14 protein-coding genes are annotated in these 15,583 nt (G+C 65.3%); 6 read left to right on the top strand and 8 right to left on the bottom strand.

Annotated elements, in window-relative coordinates; genetic code table 11:
• Positions 1–302 precede the first annotated feature (302 nt).
• Together BRA1417_RS0129795 and fliP are read left to right on the top strand one after the other, a co-directional pair.
• On the top strand, positions 303–1,274 hold the full coding sequence (locus tag BRA1417_RS0129795; protein WP_027518915.1) for a flagellar biosynthetic protein FliO: 972 nt from the start codon (positions 303–305) through the stop codon (positions 1,272–1,274).
• Entirely contained in the window at positions 1,271–2,032 is a 762-nt protein-coding gene (gene fliP, locus BRA1417_RS0129800; RefSeq protein ID WP_027518916.1) for a flagellar type III secretion system pore protein FliP, read from the top strand. Before BRA1417_RS0129795 ends, fliP begins: the two co-directional genes overlap by 4 nt.
• A gap of 90 nt (positions 2,033–2,122) precedes the next feature.
• Here fliP and BRA1417_RS0129805 read toward each other — a convergent pair whose 3' ends face one another.
• The 5 genes from BRA1417_RS0129805 to fliL all read right to left on the bottom strand — a co-directional run bounded on the left by BRA1417_RS0129805 (position 2,123) and on the right by fliL (position 8,905).
• On the bottom strand, positions 2,123–5,908 hold the full coding sequence (locus tag BRA1417_RS0129805) for a hypothetical protein (protein WP_027518917.1): 3,786 nt from the start codon (positions 5,906–5,908) through the stop codon (positions 2,123–2,125).
• A gap of 63 nt (positions 5,909–5,971) precedes the next feature.
• Complete coding sequence (locus tag BRA1417_RS0129810; protein ID WP_027518918.1) at positions 5,972–6,730, bottom strand: MotE family protein; 759 nt, start codon at positions 6,728–6,730, stop codon at positions 5,972–5,974.
• Positions 6,731–6,739: 9 nt separating this feature from the next.
• Positions 6,740–7,186, bottom strand: a complete 447-nt coding sequence (locus tag BRA1417_RS0129815; RefSeq protein ID WP_027518919.1) for a DUF6468 domain-containing protein — start codon at positions 7,184–7,186, stop codon at positions 6,740–6,742.
• Complete coding sequence (gene fliM / locus BRA1417_RS0129820) at positions 7,183–8,385, bottom strand: flagellar motor switch protein FliM (protein ID WP_027518920.1); 1,203 nt, start codon at positions 8,383–8,385, stop codon at positions 7,183–7,185. The genes BRA1417_RS0129815 and fliM overlap by 4 nt, the downstream gene beginning before the upstream one ends.
• Before the next feature lie 19 nt (positions 8,386–8,404).
• Entirely contained in the window at positions 8,405–8,905 is a 501-nt protein-coding gene (gene fliL / locus BRA1417_RS0129825) for a flagellar basal body-associated protein FliL (RefSeq protein WP_027518921.1), read from the bottom strand.
• A gap of 379 nt (positions 8,906–9,284) precedes the next feature.
• On the opposite strand from fliL, the gene flgF reads away from it, so the two are divergent.
• Genes flgF through flgH form a run of 4 tightly spaced genes read left to right on the top strand, consistent with a single transcriptional unit; the run spans position 9,285 to position 12,772 of the window.
• Positions 9,285–10,046, top strand: coding sequence for a flagellar basal-body rod protein FlgF (gene flgF / locus BRA1417_RS0129830; RefSeq protein WP_027518922.1), 762 nt, complete (start codon positions 9,285–9,287; stop codon positions 10,044–10,046).
• A gap of 16 nt (positions 10,047–10,062) precedes the next feature.
• On the top strand, positions 10,063–10,851 hold the full coding sequence (gene flgG, locus BRA1417_RS0129835; protein ID WP_007602131.1) for a flagellar basal-body rod protein FlgG: 789 nt from the start codon (positions 10,063–10,065) through the stop codon (positions 10,849–10,851).
• A 10-nt stretch (positions 10,852–10,861) separates the two neighbouring features.
• Positions 10,862–12,001, top strand: a complete 1,140-nt coding sequence (gene flgA / locus BRA1417_RS0129840; RefSeq protein WP_027518923.1) for a flagellar basal body P-ring formation chaperone FlgA — start codon at positions 10,862–10,864, stop codon at positions 11,999–12,001.
• A gap of 3 nt (positions 12,002–12,004) precedes the next feature.
• Entirely contained in the window at positions 12,005–12,772 is a 768-nt protein-coding gene (gene flgH / locus BRA1417_RS0129845; RefSeq protein ID WP_027518924.1) for a flagellar basal body L-ring protein FlgH, read from the top strand.
• A gap of 297 nt (positions 12,773–13,069) precedes the next feature.
• Here the strand turns inward: flgH and BRA1417_RS0129850 are convergent, their stop codons facing one another.
• The 3 genes from BRA1417_RS0129850 to BRA1417_RS0129860 form a co-directional block, all read right to left on the bottom strand.
• Positions 13,070–13,849 (bottom strand): 2-keto-4-pentenoate hydratase, encoded by a 780-nt coding sequence (locus BRA1417_RS0129850; protein WP_027518925.1) that lies wholly within the window; start codon positions 13,847–13,849, stop codon positions 13,070–13,072.
• 521 nt (positions 13,850–14,370) lie between these two features.
• Positions 14,371–14,736, bottom strand: coding sequence for an RNA polymerase-binding protein DksA (dksA, locus tag BRA1417_RS0129855; RefSeq protein ID WP_008554760.1), 366 nt, complete (start codon positions 14,734–14,736; stop codon positions 14,371–14,373).
• 215 nt (positions 14,737–14,951) lie between these two features.
• Complete coding sequence (locus tag BRA1417_RS0129860) at positions 14,952–15,563, bottom strand: NAD(P)-dependent oxidoreductase (protein WP_027518926.1); 612 nt, start codon at positions 15,561–15,563, stop codon at positions 14,952–14,954.
• Between the last annotated feature and the right edge of the window lie 20 nt (positions 15,564–15,583).

Here is a 15,583-nt window from a genome sequence, read left to right on the forward strand (position 1 = left end):
AATTTGCCGCCTGTATGGTTAACAGCTGGTTAAGGAGGTCGCAGGCAGTTGTCCCCCGCCAGGACACCAATGCGCGTGCCCCGTGATTCTACGCCTCCAAAAGCGGCATTAACCCAACCGCTTGGCGGCGCGTGCACAGGCCAAGAAGTCGTTTTGGATCGAGCGATTCATGGGTTATTAAGAGTTGGGGACGGCAAAACTTGCCGTGGGACGTTAAGAAATCGCAGTTTGGGGCAACGTAAGCCGGTGGTTGGCGCATCTGACCACGGGCCCGAGACAAGCGCCATTTGTCGGGGACAAGTATGCAAGGCAGCCCTATCACCTTCATCGTCGCGTTCATCGTCGTTCTGGCGTTGATCGGCGTCGCTGCATGGCTGGTTCGCCGATTCGCCACCAGCCGGCTCGGCGCCAACACCCAGCGCGGCCGGATGCCCCGACTCGCCGTGATCGATGCCGCCGCGGTCGACGGCCGCCGCCGCCTGGTGCTGGTCCGGCGCGACAATGTCGAGCATCTGCTGATGATCGGCGGCCCCACCGACATCGTCGTCGAACCCAACATCGTGCGCGCAGCGCCCGGCCGCGACCAGCTCCCGCAGCGTCCCAACGCGGCCGAGCCGCCGCGTCTTGCGCCGATGCATGATACCAGCAGCTGGGCCGACGAAGCACCGCGGCCCGAGCTGCTCGATCATCCCGAGCCGCACATGCCCGAGCCGCCACCACGGCCCACGCGACCCTCCTTCGCCGACGAAGTGCGCCGACCGGCTCCCGCGATGGCCGAACGCCGCAACGAGCCGCCATTGGGCGGCTTCACCTCCGAGCCGATCGCGCCGCGCCCCGAGCGCGAGCTGCGTCCCGAACCTGTTCCGCCGCGCGTTGCGCGCAACGAACCTCCTCTGATGCCGCGTCCGCCGCGCCAGAGCGAGCCGGTGAAGGCGCCTCCAGTGCGCGCCGAGCGCGTCGCCGCGCCTCCTCCGCCTGTGCCGCAGGCTCCGCCCGTTCCGCCGCCGGCGCCCGCTCCCGCGGCGCCATCGAGCGCCGAGCAGAATCTCGCCGAGATGGCGCAGCGGCTCGAAGCAGCACTCCGTCGCCCCGCCGGCGAGACGCTTGCTCCTCCGGTCGCGCCGGAGCCCCCGGCCGCTCCTCCGCGTGTGGCCCGCAGCGAGCCGCCGGCACCACCGGCCGCTCCCGCAAAGCCGGCTCCGGAAAAGACCAGCTTTGAAAATCTTGAAGACGAGATGGCCTCGTTGCTCGGCCGTCCGAAGCCGTCTTCGTGAGGCTGCCGGCCCTCCCGCGTAGAGTTTTTCTTCTTTCTGTCCTGATGGGCGCGGCTTCGCTCGCGATGCCGGCGCATGCGCAGGACATCAGCATCAATCTCGGCGGCGGAGGCGCTGGCGGTGGCGGCGTCACCGAGCGCGCGATCCAGCTGATCGCGCTGCTGACGGTGCTGTCGATCGCCCCGTCGATCCTGATCATGATGACCTCGTTCACGCGCATCGTGGTCGTGCTCTCGCTGCTGCGCACCGCGATGGGCACCGCGACCGCCCCGCCGAACTCGGTGATCATCGCGTTGGCGATGTTCCTCACCTTCTTCGTGATGGGACCCGTCCTGCAAAAATCCTACGACGAAGGCATCCGTCCGCTGGTCGCCAATCAGCTCGGCGTCGAGGACGCGCTTCAACGCGCCTCCGTCCCCCTGCGCGGCTTCATGCAGAAGAACGTGCGCGAGAAGGACCTCAAGCTGTTCCTGGATCTCTCCGGCGAGCCGCCGCCCGCCACTCCCGACGAGCTCGGCTTACGCATTCTCGTCCCTGCCTTCATGATCTCGGAGCTGAAGCGCGCCTTCGAGATCGGCTTTCTGCTGTTCCTTCCCTTCCTGATCATCGACCTCGTCGTCGCCTCCGTGCTGATGTCGATGGGCATGATGATGCTGCCGCCCGCAACGATCTCGCTGCCGTTCAAGCTGATCTTCTTCGTGCTGGTCGACGGCTGGTCGCTGGTGGCAGGCAGCCTGGTGCAGAGTTACGGGGGGTAGCGGCGACCATGCACGCGACGCTCACCCGGCATGAAGATGCATCAGGTTGTCACCTTCGGCACCTCTCGAGAGGCGAGAGCTAGCGGGTTCCTACCGCGTCATCTTGATCTGCCGCACGACGGGGATCGTGGGCAGCGAGCCGGTGTGGTCGGACTCGTCCTTGGCCTGCGGAGAGGCCGGCGCGCGGGCGGTGGCGTCGGGGAAGCGCTGCTTCATCTCGCGCAGGAAGCCGTCGAGCGTGTCGACGCTGGCAGCCAGCTTGGCGATATCGGCGAATTCGGCGCTGGAGGCGCCGGTCGGCTTGCTCGCGATGTCGAAGGCGAGCCGATCGGCGCTCTCGCTCATCAGCGGCGCATATTTCTCGCGGAAGCGCGACATGCCGATCGAGTCGTCGGCGAGCGCATACCCGACGGCCGCGCGGATGATATCGCTTTTCTCCACCGCGTTGAGCGGCTTGAAGTCGCGGAAGCGCTCGCCGTAATAAAGCTCGATCTGCTCGGCGGATTCACGCCAGCGCCGCGCCGCCCAGAAGATGTCGGAGCGTAGCCGCAGCACTTCGCGCCCTGTAACGTTGGAGACGATGTCGAGCGCGAGATCGTGGCGGCCGACGTCGCTCTGGGCACGCGCCTCCAGCAGCAGGCGCTGCTGCCTGAGCTCGCCGGAGAGGTCGCTGATACGGCTCGCGCGCAACGCCGTGATCGCCATGTCGGGTCTGCGGTTGGCGAGATAGATCATGGACAGGCGTGCGGCGACCTGTGCACGCGCCGCGCCTTCGAGGCGGTGGTCCACCTGGTATTGCAGGAGCTCGGCGGCCTGGTCGAGCAGATCGATCGAGGCGAGACGGTCGGAGAGGCGCCGGATCAGTTCGTCGCCGCGGCGGCCGATCGGCGTCAACTCGCGGAACTCGTAGAACATCCCGAGCGCTTCGATCGGCGGCAGCTCGTCGCCCTTGGGCCCCAGGAAGATCTGCGTGAACAGGTCGGAGGCGAGGTCCTGCGCTTGGCGCGAGGCTTCCGCGTTCGGCTGCAGCTTTGTCGCGGTACGCGCCGCGGTGAGCGCGTCCCGGTAGCGCCCGTTCTCGGCAAACATCTGCGACAGCATCTGCAGCGTCTTGACCTCGATCGAGTCGCCGCGCCAGGTCATCGCGAGCGTTTCGAGCTCGCGCAACGCGTCTTCCTTGCTGATCTCGTCGCGCTTCTGCCGCAGCGCGACTTCGAGCTGCTTGGCCTCGGCCGCAGCCGGCCGGTCGGACGAGCCGACCGCGAACTTGTAGTCGTCGAGCGCGTCCTTGTCGTGGCCGAGCGCCTCGGCGAGCCGGCCGCGCAGCACGGCGAAGCCGGGCGCAGCCTCGGGCGAGACGCCGACCACCTCGAGCTCGCTGCGGCGCTTGGAGGCGCCGGCATAGTCCTTCACCTCGAGCGAAGCGCGCATCGCCTCCATCGTCACGATGCGCTGGATGTCGAGCGGCAGCGAGGCGATGGCGAATTCGACGTTCTTGAACTTCTCGCGCGCGTCCGCCCATTTGCCCTGGCGCGCATAGGCGAGCGCCTTCCAAAGCTGGGAATCGTGGCTGTTGCCGATCACGGGGTTGGCGAGGTCCTTCAGGCCCTGCGCCGGCCGGCCGATCAGGATGCTCGCGATCGCATGCATGATCAGCGCACCGCTCTCCTCCTTGTTGAGGGGATCGGCCAGCATCAATTCGGTGACGGCCTTGGCCTCGTGATACATCGCGCGCGACATGTAGAATTGCGCGAGGTCGAGCCGCGGCAGCGAACGCATCGCCGGCTCGACGTTGGAGATCGCAGTAATCAGCTCGTTCTGGCGCGCTATGAAATTTTCCGACTGGCCCTTGCGCCAGCCTTCGGGGCTGAAGACCGGCCGCACTGCGGTCGGCGCGCGCTCGGCGGAGATGTCGACCGGTGACAGCGTCAGCCCGCCCTTTTTGCCGAGGATGACCTTGTCGGCCCCGACCTCGACGCCGACCTCGTCGGAATTCGGCCGGATCGCGATGCCATGCGCGGATTCCAGCAGCGCGAGATCAACGAGATCCTGCCGCTTGATGAAGCCGCGCACCGGCCGCTGCGCGGTGATGATATAGAGCGTGTCGCCGGCGTCGGGATCGGTGAGCTTGTGCAGGAGCCCCGGATTGGCGAAGGGGATCGCGATGTTGGCAAGCGCTGGGTCGGTGATGTTGCGCGAGATCATCAGCGGCAGCGGCGTCGCCTGGATCTTGTCGGCGAGGGTCAAGAGCCAGTTGGTCTGTTTGCCGACCTCCTCGCTCGTCAACGAATAGACCAGCGGCCGGGTGAGACGGATGCGCACCGCCTGTCCCTTCTCGAGCGGGACGCGGCCGACCTCGCCAATCATCGCACCGCCCTTGGTGCGGATCGCCTCGATGTCGATCGGCTTCGCCGTATCGAACACCAGCCAGACGGTGTCGCCACGGCGGAACGCGGCCGCAGGCGTTGCGACCTGTAGCGGGAAGGTCACGCGCAGGCCGTCGCTGTCGCGGCGGACATCGACGCTGGCACCACTCGGCTGCGGAGCTGCGGGCGCCTCTGCTGGAGCAGCCTTGACGGCCTCCGTGGCCGGCTCCTTGACGGGTTCCTTGGCAGCTTCCTTCACGACCGCTTGAGGCGCGTCGGCCATGACCGGCTTGGCGGGCGCGACCGCAGTTTCTGCAACTGGCGCGACCGTCTTCGAAACTTCCTTGGGCGCTTGCGCGGCGGGCGCGGCTTCGGACGCAGGAGCCGGCACCGATTTCGGCGCTTCAGCGGGCGGCATGGCGGCGGGCGGTTCCGGCTTCACCTCGGGCTTGACGTCGATCCTGGCTTCGCGCGCGATCGTCTCGGACGTCGGCGGCGCGATCTCGCGATGCGCGTCCTTCGGCTTCTCGGCGGCCGGCTTTTCAGGCGCAGGCGCCGGTCCATGGGCGGCGGGCTTGGCTTGCGCGATCGCAGCTTCCGCCGAATTGGCCATCTTGCCCTTGTCCGGCTGGAAGGAGATGTCGACGACGTAGTTCTTCTCGTCGCGGAACGAATGCACGTCGGAATCGCCGATCAGCGCGATCTCGACACTGGTCTGGTCGATGTCGGCCTTCTGCTTGATCGAGGCGACGTTCGGCGGCGCTGCGACGACCGCGTCCGCCAGATCGAAATTGAGGTTGGCGTTGAAAGCGAGCGTGAGCTTCTGCTCGTTGAGCACGGAGGACACACCGACGCCGTCGGGCATCTCGAACACGAAGCGGACGAAGGTCGGCTGCACCGAGGCGCGCACGCGGATCTGCGGACGCTTCTTGCTCTCCGCTGCGGCGCGCTGGGCGCGTAACGCGCGTTCGGCGACGCGCGCGCGCTCGGCGAGTTCCTTGACCACGTCCATCGGCAGGCTTGGCGGCGGCCCCTTCCAACCCTCCGGCAAGAGGTCGATGAAGGTTCGTTCGCCGGCATTCATGGTGTTGACGGTAACGCGCCGCGCCAGCGACAGGCGGATGGCGCCGCCGTCGGGATCGCGGCGGGCGGAGTTGACGTAATCGGGCGCGCCTTCCGGGACGCGGTCGACGGGAACGTCGACCGCCCGGTCGAAGCGGATGACGAGAATCGAGCCGGCCGTCGTCACCTCTGACGGAACGTCCTCCCCGAGCTTGATCACGAGACGGGCAAAGCCGCCGCTGGCCGAGAAAGTCGCCTCGCCGCGGATAGCATCGGCCGCCCGGACAGGCGCCGTGACGCCGATCAGCAGGCTGGCTGCCAGCAGCGGCCCCGCGCGGACATGACGCGACAGCCTCCGCGCCAGGGCGCGGGCTCGCGACACAAATCCAGCGGCAGCCTCTCGCGCCATTGGCGGCATTTCTTCCGGTTCGACGGTCCACGCCGGCATTGCTACCGGCCCCTGCCCCAGACTGTAGATTTTGGCAATTAAGGACTTCTTAAGTATGAGCCCTCAATTCGGCTTTTGCGTCGGCTTGCCGTCGATCTTGGGCAGTTCGCCGGCCGAGGCGGACTGATCGCCGCCGCCATTGGCCCGGCGGGCCATCTCGACCGTCAGCCGCTCGGCGGCCTCCGGCGACATCAGTCCCATGATGTCCGACATTTTTCGCGGCGCGATCTGCGAGGCGATCTCGATCAGCACGCCCATCTCGAGCCGGTCAAAGACTCGCGCGGCGTCCTTGGGTTTCATGCCCTCATACATGGTCACGAGGCCCTTCATGCGCTGGGCTTCGGCGGCCTTCTGCTCGGCCTGCGTCGCGGAGATACGGGTTTCCACCGCCTTCATCTCCTCGACCTTGTTTTCGATGCGCTTCTCGGCGGATTTCAACAGGCTCTCGCGGATGTCGATCTCGCGCTGGCGGGCCTCGATCTCCTGGCGGCGCGACTGCAGGCGTTCCAGGATCGCGCGCTCCGAGGCGGAGATCTGCGGCTGGGCTTCCTCCTTGACCGCGGCGCCTTCGGACTTGGTATCGGGTGCGGCCGGCTTCGGCGCCTCCTTTGGCGCGCCATGGGTCGAGCCGGTGATGTCGGGATCCTCGCGGCCGGCCGGGAAGTTCAGATTCTCCTGCGCCCAGGATTTTTTGACCTGGCTCGGCTTGTAGTCGAAGACATAGCCGCCATTGATCACAAGACCCGTGACCTTCAGCGCGGCGAGGCCAGCGACGGCAACCAGCACAATCGGAATGACGCGGATGTTGCGAAAAGACTTCATACCCTGACTTTATGCCGCAAGACCGTTGGATCGCCGGCGTTCGGAGAAGGCTTCGGCCGCAGCCGCCACCGCCTTCGCCGACGAGGGCTTGGCTGCGGGCGCAGCGACCATTTCCGGGTTCGTCACGGGGCGCGCGGCGATCGCGATCTTGGACAGCCGCCGCACCACGTTGTCGGCTTCGCCGAGTTGCTTGTAGAGCTGCTCGGACATCTGGGTCGCCGCCGCAAGCTGGCTGCCGAGGTTCTCGTTGACGTCGCGCACGGCGAGCTTCAGCCCGCCGATCGCGCGCTCGGCGATCTCGGTTGCGGTGATCAGCTCGCCGATGACCGCCTTCAGCGAATGCTCGTCCGCCTTCAGTCGCGTCAGTCGCTTGTTGAGCGTGACGCAGTAGACGATGGTCAGCATCAGCAGAATAGCCACCAGCGTCTCGATCGCCATTCCTAGGGAGTGGTTCATGGGGCCTCCATCATCTTGTTCTGCTCGTCGACCTTTTCGAACATCGCAAGTGTCGTACTTGGCTTGCGCAAGGGTTTCGTCACCCGTATCGCGACGCGGTCGCCGACCCGGCCCATGCGTCCTTCGGTGATGGTAACGTCGCCGCAGCGGACGGTGACGCTGGCATCCGCGCGCATGTCCAGCGGCAGCGTGTCGCCGACCTTCAGCCGCATCAGCTGCTTGAGCGGAATGTCGGCTTCGTAGAGCACGGCGTCGACGGAGATCTCGGCCTGGACGATCTCGGTGGCGAAATGGCCTTCCCAGATCTGGTCGCGGCCGAACTTTTCGCCCATGAACATCTGGAGCAGGACGCCCCGAATCGGCTCGATGGTCGCGTAAGGCAGCAGGAGCTCGATGTTGCCGCCGCGATCTTCCATGTCGATGCGCAGGCGCACCAGGATCGCGGCGTTGGCAGGACGGCTGATCGCGGCGAAACGCGGGTTGGTCTCGAGCCGGTCGATGGTGAAGGTCACCGGCGACAGCGGCCGAAACGCCTGTTCGGCATCAGTCATGACGACTTCGACGAGCCGCTTGACCAATTCTGTCTCGATGGTGGTGTAGGGCCGGCCCTCGATGCGTAGCTGGCTCGAGCCGCGGCGGCCGCCGAGCAGCACGTCGATCATCGAGTAGATCAGGCTGGAATCGACCACAGCCATGCCGAAATTGTCCCACTCTTCGGCCTTGAAGACAGTGAGGACGGCGGGCAACGGGATCGAGTTCATGTAGTCGCCGAAGCGCACCGAAGTGATGCGGTCGAGCGAGACTTCGACGTTGTCGGAGGTGAAATTGCGTAAGGAGGTCGTCAGCAACCGCACCAGGCGGTCGAAGACGATTTCGAGCATCGGTAGACGCTCGTAGGAGACCATCGCCGAATCGATGATGGCGCGAATGCCGGAATGGTCGTCGAGCGTGACGTCGCCGACCGCGAAGCCGAGGAGGTTGTCGATCTCCTCCTGCGACAGCACGCGTTCGCCGGAATTCTTGCCGGCGCCGAGATCGCGGCTGCCATCCTCGACCATGGCGGCCCATTGCAGGGCCATGGTTTCGGATAGTTCGTTTTCGGCAGCAGCCTTCGCGGCCTCGGCGGGATCCTCGGAATCGAGCGAGGCCTCCCATTGGGCGGCAATTGCATCCTGGTCTGGTTGGTCGGTGCCTGCCATGATCCCTAGCCCGTCATGCTCACTGGATCACGACTTCCTTGAACAGCACCGCGCTGACCTGGACCGGAGCGACCGCCGCGTTGACGCGCTTGGTCAGCTCTTCCTTGAGGCGGAAGATGCCGGCGGAACCGTTGAGGTCCGAGGAGCGCAGCTCGCGTGCATAGGTCTGGAAGATGTCGGTGATGCGCGGCATCGTCGGCTTGATCGCCTCGACCTGCTTCTCTTCCTTCAGCTCCAGCACGATCTTGAGCTTCAGATATTGCACGCGCTCGCCCGGCGCGCCGGCGAGGTTGACCATGATGTCTGGAACCTCGACGAAAGACGGCGGCTTCGGCGGAGGCGCCGCCTCGGCGTGATGCTCGTCGTCGCCGTGACGGAAAAAGAAGAACCAGGTCGCGGCGCCGCCGCCGAGAACGGCGAGCAGGCCCACGGCCATGATCATCAGCTTGAACTTGTTCTTGGGCGGAGCCGCTTCCGCGCCCTCAGTGGCTGCGCCGCCTTCCGCTTCATTCTCTGCCATGATCGCCGCGCTCGCTCATCTCTCAAAGGGGTCGAAAGAGCGAAGCTCCTGGCAGACAGTGACGCGATACAAGTGCCCCAGCGCAGTGCTCCTCTTACGTCCAAACGCTACGGTAATAATGGTTAACGGAACCTTTCCATTGGGCCTTCGCTAGGAAAAATCTGCCGGGCAAACATGGCTAACAGATCCTTTCTGCCGCCTCCCCGCCCTCTCGAAAAACAGTCAAAATATTGAAAACACACCATTTTTCAGCTTGGCACGAGTTTCGCTGAGAAAAGATCGAGACCCAAGGTTTGGGAGAACCCGAGGTCTCGTTCACGGGATCGGCCAATGCGCTTGGGAGAGCGAGCTGGCGGATCTCACTCAGGGGAGATTTCCGATGCAGAACGCGCTTCTGATCGGCTTGTCACGACAGATGACGTTGGAACGGCAGATGGATGTCATCGCCAACAACGTCGCCAACGCCAACACCAACGGCTTCAAGGCCGACCACTCGCTGTTCGAGGAGTACCTCAACTCGAACGCACGTGAGGACAATTTCGTCGGCTCCGACCGCCGGGTCTCTTATGTGCAGGACCGCGGCACCTTCCGCGACGTCGGCCAGGGGCCGATGGAGCCGACCAAGAATCCGCTGGACATGGCGATCAGCGGCAACGCCTATTTCGCGGTTCAGGCCAATGGCGCCGAGCGCTACACCCGCGACGGCAAATTCTCGCTCAACAGCACCGGCCAGCTCGTCACCTCCGACGGCAACCTCGTGCTGGGCACCAGCGGCCCGATCACCTTCCAGCCGACCGACCACGACATCAACGTCGCGCCGGACGGCACCGTCACGGTGCTCGAGGGCACGGCCAAGAACGACTCGATCCGCGGCAAGATCCGCATGGCCTCGTTCGACGATCCGGCCAAGCTGACCAAGCTCGGCGCCAACCTTTACAACATCGGCTCCGCGGTCCCGCAGGCCGACACCAAGTCGACCGTGCAGCAGGGCTATGTCGAGAAGTCGAACGTGAACTCGGTCGGTGAGATGAGCCGCATGGTCGAAGTCATGCGCAGCTACACCGCCATGGCCACCCTGCTCCAGCAGCAGAGTGACATGCACAAATCGGCGATCGAGAAGCTCGCCGACGTTCCGGCCTGATTGAGGGAGAACTGACATGCAGGCGCTTCACACCGCAGCAACCGGAATGGCGGCACAGGAACTCAACGTTCAGGTGATCTCCAATAACATCGCGAACCTGCGCACCACCGGCTTCAAGAAGCAGACCGCGGCGTTCCAGGACCTGATCTACGAACACGTCCGCCGCGTCGGCGCCCAGTCGTCCGACCAGGGCACCATCCTGCCGGTCGGCGTCGACATCGGCGGCGGCGTCAAGACCGTCGGCACGCCGCGCAGCATGACCCAGGGTACCCTGTCGCAGACCGGCAACGACCTCGACATGGCCATCACGGGCGAAGGCTTCTTCAAGATCCTGATGCCCGACGGCAGCTATCAGTACACCCGCGACGGCACCTTCCAAATGGACAATCAGGGACGCATCGTCACGGCGCAGGGCAACCCGGTGCAACCGACGATCACGATCCCGAACAACGCCTCGGGCCTCACCATCAACGTGCAGGGCCAGGTCTCGGTGACGCTGCCGGGTTCGTCGACCTCGGCCGTCCAGGGCCAGATCGGCCTGACCCGATTCATCAACAAGGCGGGCCTCCAGCCGGTCGGCAACAATCAGTTCACCGAAACGCCCTCCTCCGGCCCGCCGCAGGACGGCACCGCCAGCTCCGAGGGTTTCGGCAACATCACCCAGAGCAGCCTCGAGCAGGCCAATGTCGACGTTGTCTCGGAAATGAGCGACCTGATCGCCGCCCAGCGCGCCTACGAAATGAACGCCAAGGTGATCAGCGCCGCCGACCAGATGATGCAGTCGACCACGGCGCTGTTCCGCTGAGGTAATGACGATGATCCGCACCACCCTCGCCACGATCTCCGCTCTCCTCGTGCTGGCACTGCCCGCACGGGCCGCCGACGATTTCATCGCGACGCCGACGCTGCGCGCGAGCATCACCGTGACCTCGGACGTGGTGCGGGTCGGCGATCTCATCGACAATGCCGGCTCGGCCGCGCTGATCCCCCTCTACCGCTCGCCCGATCTCGGCACCACCGGTGCGCTGCCGGTCGCGCAGGTGCTGGCGGTGTTGCGCGCAAAGCAGGTGATCGGCGTGATGACCGGCGACATCAAGGAGGTCCAGGTCACCCGCCTCGCCCGCACGCTCGTGAACAAGGACCTCGAAACCGCGGTCGCCTCGGCGCTCGAGCGCCGCTTCGGACTTGGCGATGCCGCCAACATCACCGTCACGTTCGACCGCGGCATTGCCGACATGCGGTTGGATGCCTCCAACACCGGCGTGCTGCAGCCGGTCGCAACCCGCTACGACGCCCGCAGCGGCCGTTTCGACATCGCCTTCGAGATCAACAACGACAACAATCCGGCGCCGACCAAGCTGCGTTTCACCGGCACCGCGATCGAAACGGTGGAAGTGGCCGTGCTGACGCGCGACATCGATCGCGTCGATCTTCTGAAGGCCTCCGACGTCGCCATGGAACGCCGGCCGAAGGCCGAGGTCACGGGTGAGGCCGCCTCGCGCGATCGCACGCTCGGTATGCAGCTCCGCCGGCCGATGCGGGCGGGGACGCCGATCCGCGTCGCCGACATCGTCAAGCCCGACTTCGTGCAACGCGACCAGAACGTCACCGTCATCTATCAGGTCCCCGGAATCTATCTCACCACGCGCGGCAAGGCGATCGAGAGCGGCGCCGAGGGCGACACCATCAGCGTGCTCAACCTGCAGACCAAGCGCACGCTGAGCGGCGTCGTCACCGGCCGCGGCCAGGTGACGGTCCAGGGCGCCAGCCAGGCCGCGCCGATGCCGGCCGCGGTCGAGCAGACCTCCTCGCTCAAGCGCGACGAGGCGCCCGCCCCCGTCGATACCGCAGCCCTCGTCCGGAACCTGGTCCAGACCCCGGCATCCCCGGCCCAGATCGCACAAGCCCAGATCCCGCAAGTTCGCGTTTCGCAAGCTCCAGCCAAGTCAGAGTAAGTCATGTCCACGTTCAGTTCGGCTTTTCGTCTCCGTCGCATCGCGATCTCCGCCCTGCTGCTGGCGACTTGCGCGCTGGCGAGCGGCTGCTCATCGATCGACCGTTTGTCGCAGATCGGCGAGCAGCCGAAATTGTCGGCGATCGACAATCCCACGACGCAGCCCGGTTACAAGCCGGTGCAGATGCCGATGCCGAAGCCGGAAGTCGCCTCCTACAATCCGAACTCGCTGTGGCGGAACGGCAGCCGCGCCTTCTTCAAGGACCAACGCGCCCATCAGGTCGGCGATCTCCTGACGGTGGCCGTGAACATCACCGACAAGGCCAATATCGAAAACGACACCCAGCGCAGCCGCACCAACAAGGAAGATTCCGGGATCACCGACTTCATCGGCGCCAAGACATTGGGCGCCCAAGCGCAGAAGGTGTTGCCCGGCCGCATCCTCACCGCCGACTCGACCGCGTCCAGCGAGGGCAAAGGAAGCGTGGACCGCAAGGAAGCGTTGCAGACCAACGTCGCCGCCGTCGTCACCCAGGTCCTGCCCAACGGCAACCTCGTTGTCGAAGGCAAGCAGGAGATCCGCGTCAACTACGAGATCCGCGAGCTCATCGTCGCCGGCATCGTCCGTCCCGAAGACATCCAGAGCGACAACACCATCGATTCCACCAAGATCGCGCAGGCCCGAATCGCCTACGGCGGCCGCGGCCAGATCATGGACGTGCAGCAACCGCGCTACGGCCAGCAAGTCATGGACGTACTGCTGCCCTTCTAGCCTTCTCCCGAGCTCCCACATCGTGTTCGCGAACCTAGGCGCGGACGACGATGTACGACGCGGCCCTCGCCAGCTCCCCTGGCGAGGGCCGCATGTATTTTGGCGATGGCTGCATGCAGCGCTCAGGCACGCGCGATTGTAGCGAAGCCGCTATCCCCCTCTCCGCCCTCTCAGCTGTCATCGCCCGCGAAGGCGGGCGATCCAGTATTTCGAGACGTCAGTGATGAACCGAGAAGCCGCGGCGTACTGGATTCCCTGCCTTCGCGGGGAATGACTGCGGAGAGTAACGCAGCGCCCTCACGTAAACTCCGCCTCCACGGTCCCCAACCCGTCCAGCTCCATCCGCACCTTGTCGCCGGCCTTCAGCCACAGCGTCTTCACCAGGCTCCCGGTGAGAACGAGCTGTCCTGCGTGCAGACCCTTGCCCTCGGCGGCGAGATGGTTGGCGAGCCAGGCGAGTGCGTTATGGGGATGGCCGAGCACGTCGGCGCCGGTGCCGTGGCTGACCTCCTCGCCGTTGACGATGGCGCGGCCTTTGACCGCCTTCAGGTCCGGCACCGACGAGCGCGGCACGACCTCGCCCAGCACGCAGCCGGCGGCGAAGAAATCGTCGGCGATCAGCGTCGGCGCGCCCATTGTTTCCCACTTCACATAGCGGTCGTCGACGATTTCGATCGCGGGATGATAGGCCTCGACGGCTTCGCCGACCCATTCGGCCGTGAACGGCGCCTCGCCGGCGGCGAGATTGCGCTTCAGCCGCACCGCGATCTCGCATTCGACGCCGACGCGGACATAGTCGGCAGCCGCGAGCTGCACGCCGCTGTCGTGCACGCCCTTCTGGAACACGCCGCCGCCGCATGGATGTGGAATGCCGATGTAATCCTGCATCACCTGGCTGGTGCAGCCGATCTTGTAGCCGACCAGCGGACCGGCATGCGGCAGCAGCAGATCGTGCACCGCGCGCTGGACCTGATAGCCCTCGGCTTCGTCAGCCGGAGGAACTTCGAGCGCCGCGAGCGGCGCATGGTTGCGGCGCGCCAGCGCGATCGCCTTTGCGGCTGCGAGAATTGTGTCCATCGGCGCCCGCTCCTACACACCACAATCAAGGGCGGTACTTCAGCATCCCCGCCGGGGCGTGACAAGCGCGAGGGCCGCGCGGCCGCACGTCATTGCCAGCCCGAGCTGGAATGAGCTACGGACGCTGATCGGCCACATCACGGCAAGCCTCATCGGCTGCGCTGGCGTTTAAGGAAATATTGAGCTGGTCCGGGCTTTATGGGGAACGCGCGCCTTGTAGCGTCGCACCAGGCCTGATTGCGGCGATGCTTGAAGCTGCTGGATCAGTGCCTCAGCATTCGAGTCGATGTCCTTGATGCGACTCGCAAAACCTCCCGCACTTGAACTGAAGGCTGTTTCTCATCCAAACTCACGTGAGCTCGGAGGAGTTGAGTCTAGCCCATTGATCGCGATTCACTTTTCGTGATTGCGCTCGCGCGCCGAACGCGCGGTTGCAAGCGACAGGCAAAACGCTGGCCACGGCGCGAAAAGGAGCGCCTTGCGTCCAAAAAACAAAGAACCGCATCGCTGCGGCTCGGACTCTATTCGTCGCGATAGACCTTCTCGCGTTTCTCGTGGCGCTCCTGCGCCTCCACCGAGAGCGTCGCGATGGGCCGGGCCTCGAGCCGCTTCAACGAGATCGGCTCGCCGGTGTCCTCGCAATAGCCGTAGGTGTTGTCCTCGATACGCTGGAGCGCGGCGTCGATCTTGGCGATCAACTTGCGCTGGCGGTCGCGGGCACGGAGTTCGATAGCGCGATCGGTTTCGGACGATGCCCGATCGGCGAGATCGGGGTGGTTCACGTTCTCCTCCTGCAGGGCCTGCAGGGTGAGTTTGGACTCTTTGAGGATCTCATCCTTCCAGGCGAGGAGCTTCAAGCGGAAGTACTCCTTCTGCCTATCGTTCATGAAAGGCTCTTTTTCGGTCGGTCGGTAGTTTTTCAACTTTTCCAAGGGCGGCCTATCTGTCTAAGCAACGACTCGTACGCGGAACGGGGTCCGCTGAGCGGGGCGTTATATAGCGGCCTCCTGTGACAGACAATGCTTCCCTGATCGCCCGACCGGCGCCCCCAAGCCCTTGCACAGGAAGGTTTATCCTGGAGGGCCCGGGAGCGGCCGACGGCCTAGTAGCCGACCGTGAAGCGCCGCCTCTCATGGGCCGGCCGCTCGATTTCGTCGGCGAGCGCGATGGCGTAATCCGCGAAGCTGATCCAGCTCTTCCCGTTCGCATCTGCGAGAAGCTGATCGTTGCCAAGCCGGAACTTGCCGGTGCGCTCCCCCTCGACGAACAGGGCCGACGGCGAGATGAAGGTCCAGTTCAGCTCCTTTTCCTGCCGCAGCAGGTCGAGAAAGGCCGAACCCGCCTCCGCTTCAGCCTTGTACTGAGCCGGAAAACCGGGAGTTGTCACCAGCTTGACGCCCGGAGCGACCTCCAGGCTGCCGGCTCCGCCGACGACGAGGTAACGGCCGACCTTGGAGTCCTTGGCCGCGCCGATCAGCTTGAGCGCGTCGCTGGCCAGGAAGTGCACGGAACTCACGGCGACGTCGTGCCCGGCCCACAGTTTGGTAAGGCCTGGCTGGTCGAGCACGTCCCCCTTGGTGGGGGTGACGTTCGGCAAGGCCGCGATCTTCTCGGGGTTGCGGGCGATGGCCGTGACCGCATGGCCGCGGCGGGACAGTTCCTTGGTGATCTCCGACCCGGCCCGGCCCGAGGCGCCGGCAACTGCGATTTGCATGGAAGGCTCCTGTGCTGTTT

Source organism: Bradyrhizobium sp. WSM1417, from assembly GCF_000515415.1.
Taxonomy (GTDB): Bacteria; Pseudomonadota; Alphaproteobacteria; order Rhizobiales; family Xanthobacteraceae; genus Bradyrhizobium.

Bases quoted from the DNA above. Each gene is read 5' to 3' on its own strand.
- BRA1417_RS0129815 (WP_027518919.1), bottom strand. From the start codon at position 7,186: ATGAACCACTCCCTAGGAATGGCGATCGAGACGCTGGTGGCTATTCTG.
- fliL (WP_027518921.1), bottom strand. From the start codon at position 8,905: ATGGCAGAGAATGAAGCGGAAGGCGGCGCAGCCACTGAGGGCGCGGAA.
- BRA1417_RS0129810 (WP_027518918.1), bottom strand. From the start codon at position 6,730: ATGAAGTCTTTTCGCAACATCCGCGTCATTCCGATTGTGCTGGTTGCC.
- BRA1417_RS0129795 (WP_027518915.1), top strand. From the start codon at position 303: ATGCAAGGCAGCCCTATCACCTTCATCGTCGCGTTCATCGTCGTTCTG.
- BRA1417_RS0129860 (WP_027518926.1), bottom strand. From the start codon at position 15,563: ATGCAAATCGCAGTTGCCGGCGCCTCGGGCCGGGCCGGGTCGGAGATC.
- flgG (WP_007602131.1), top strand. From the start codon at position 10,063: ATGCAGGCGCTTCACACCGCAGCAACCGGAATGGCGGCACAGGAACTC.
- fliM (WP_027518920.1), bottom strand. From the start codon at position 8,385: ATGGCAGGCACCGACCAACCAGACCAGGATGCAATTGCCGCCCAATGG.
- dksA (WP_008554760.1), bottom strand. From the start codon at position 14,736: ATGAACGATAGGCAGAAGGAGTACTTCCGCTTGAAGCTCCTCGCCTGG.
- BRA1417_RS0129805 (WP_027518917.1), bottom strand. From the start codon at position 5,908: ATGCCGGCGTGGACCGTCGAACCGGAAGAAATGCCGCCAATGGCGCGA.
- flgA (WP_027518923.1), top strand. From the start codon at position 10,862: ATGATCCGCACCACCCTCGCCACGATCTCCGCTCTCCTCGTGCTGGCA.
- flgF (WP_027518922.1), top strand. From the start codon at position 9,285: ATGCAGAACGCGCTTCTGATCGGCTTGTCACGACAGATGACGTTGGAA.
- BRA1417_RS0129850 (WP_027518925.1), bottom strand. From the start codon at position 13,849: ATGGACACAATTCTCGCAGCCGCAAAGGCGATCGCGCTGGCGCGCCGC.
- flgH (WP_027518924.1), top strand. From the start codon at position 12,005: ATGTCCACGTTCAGTTCGGCTTTTCGTCTCCGTCGCATCGCGATCTCC.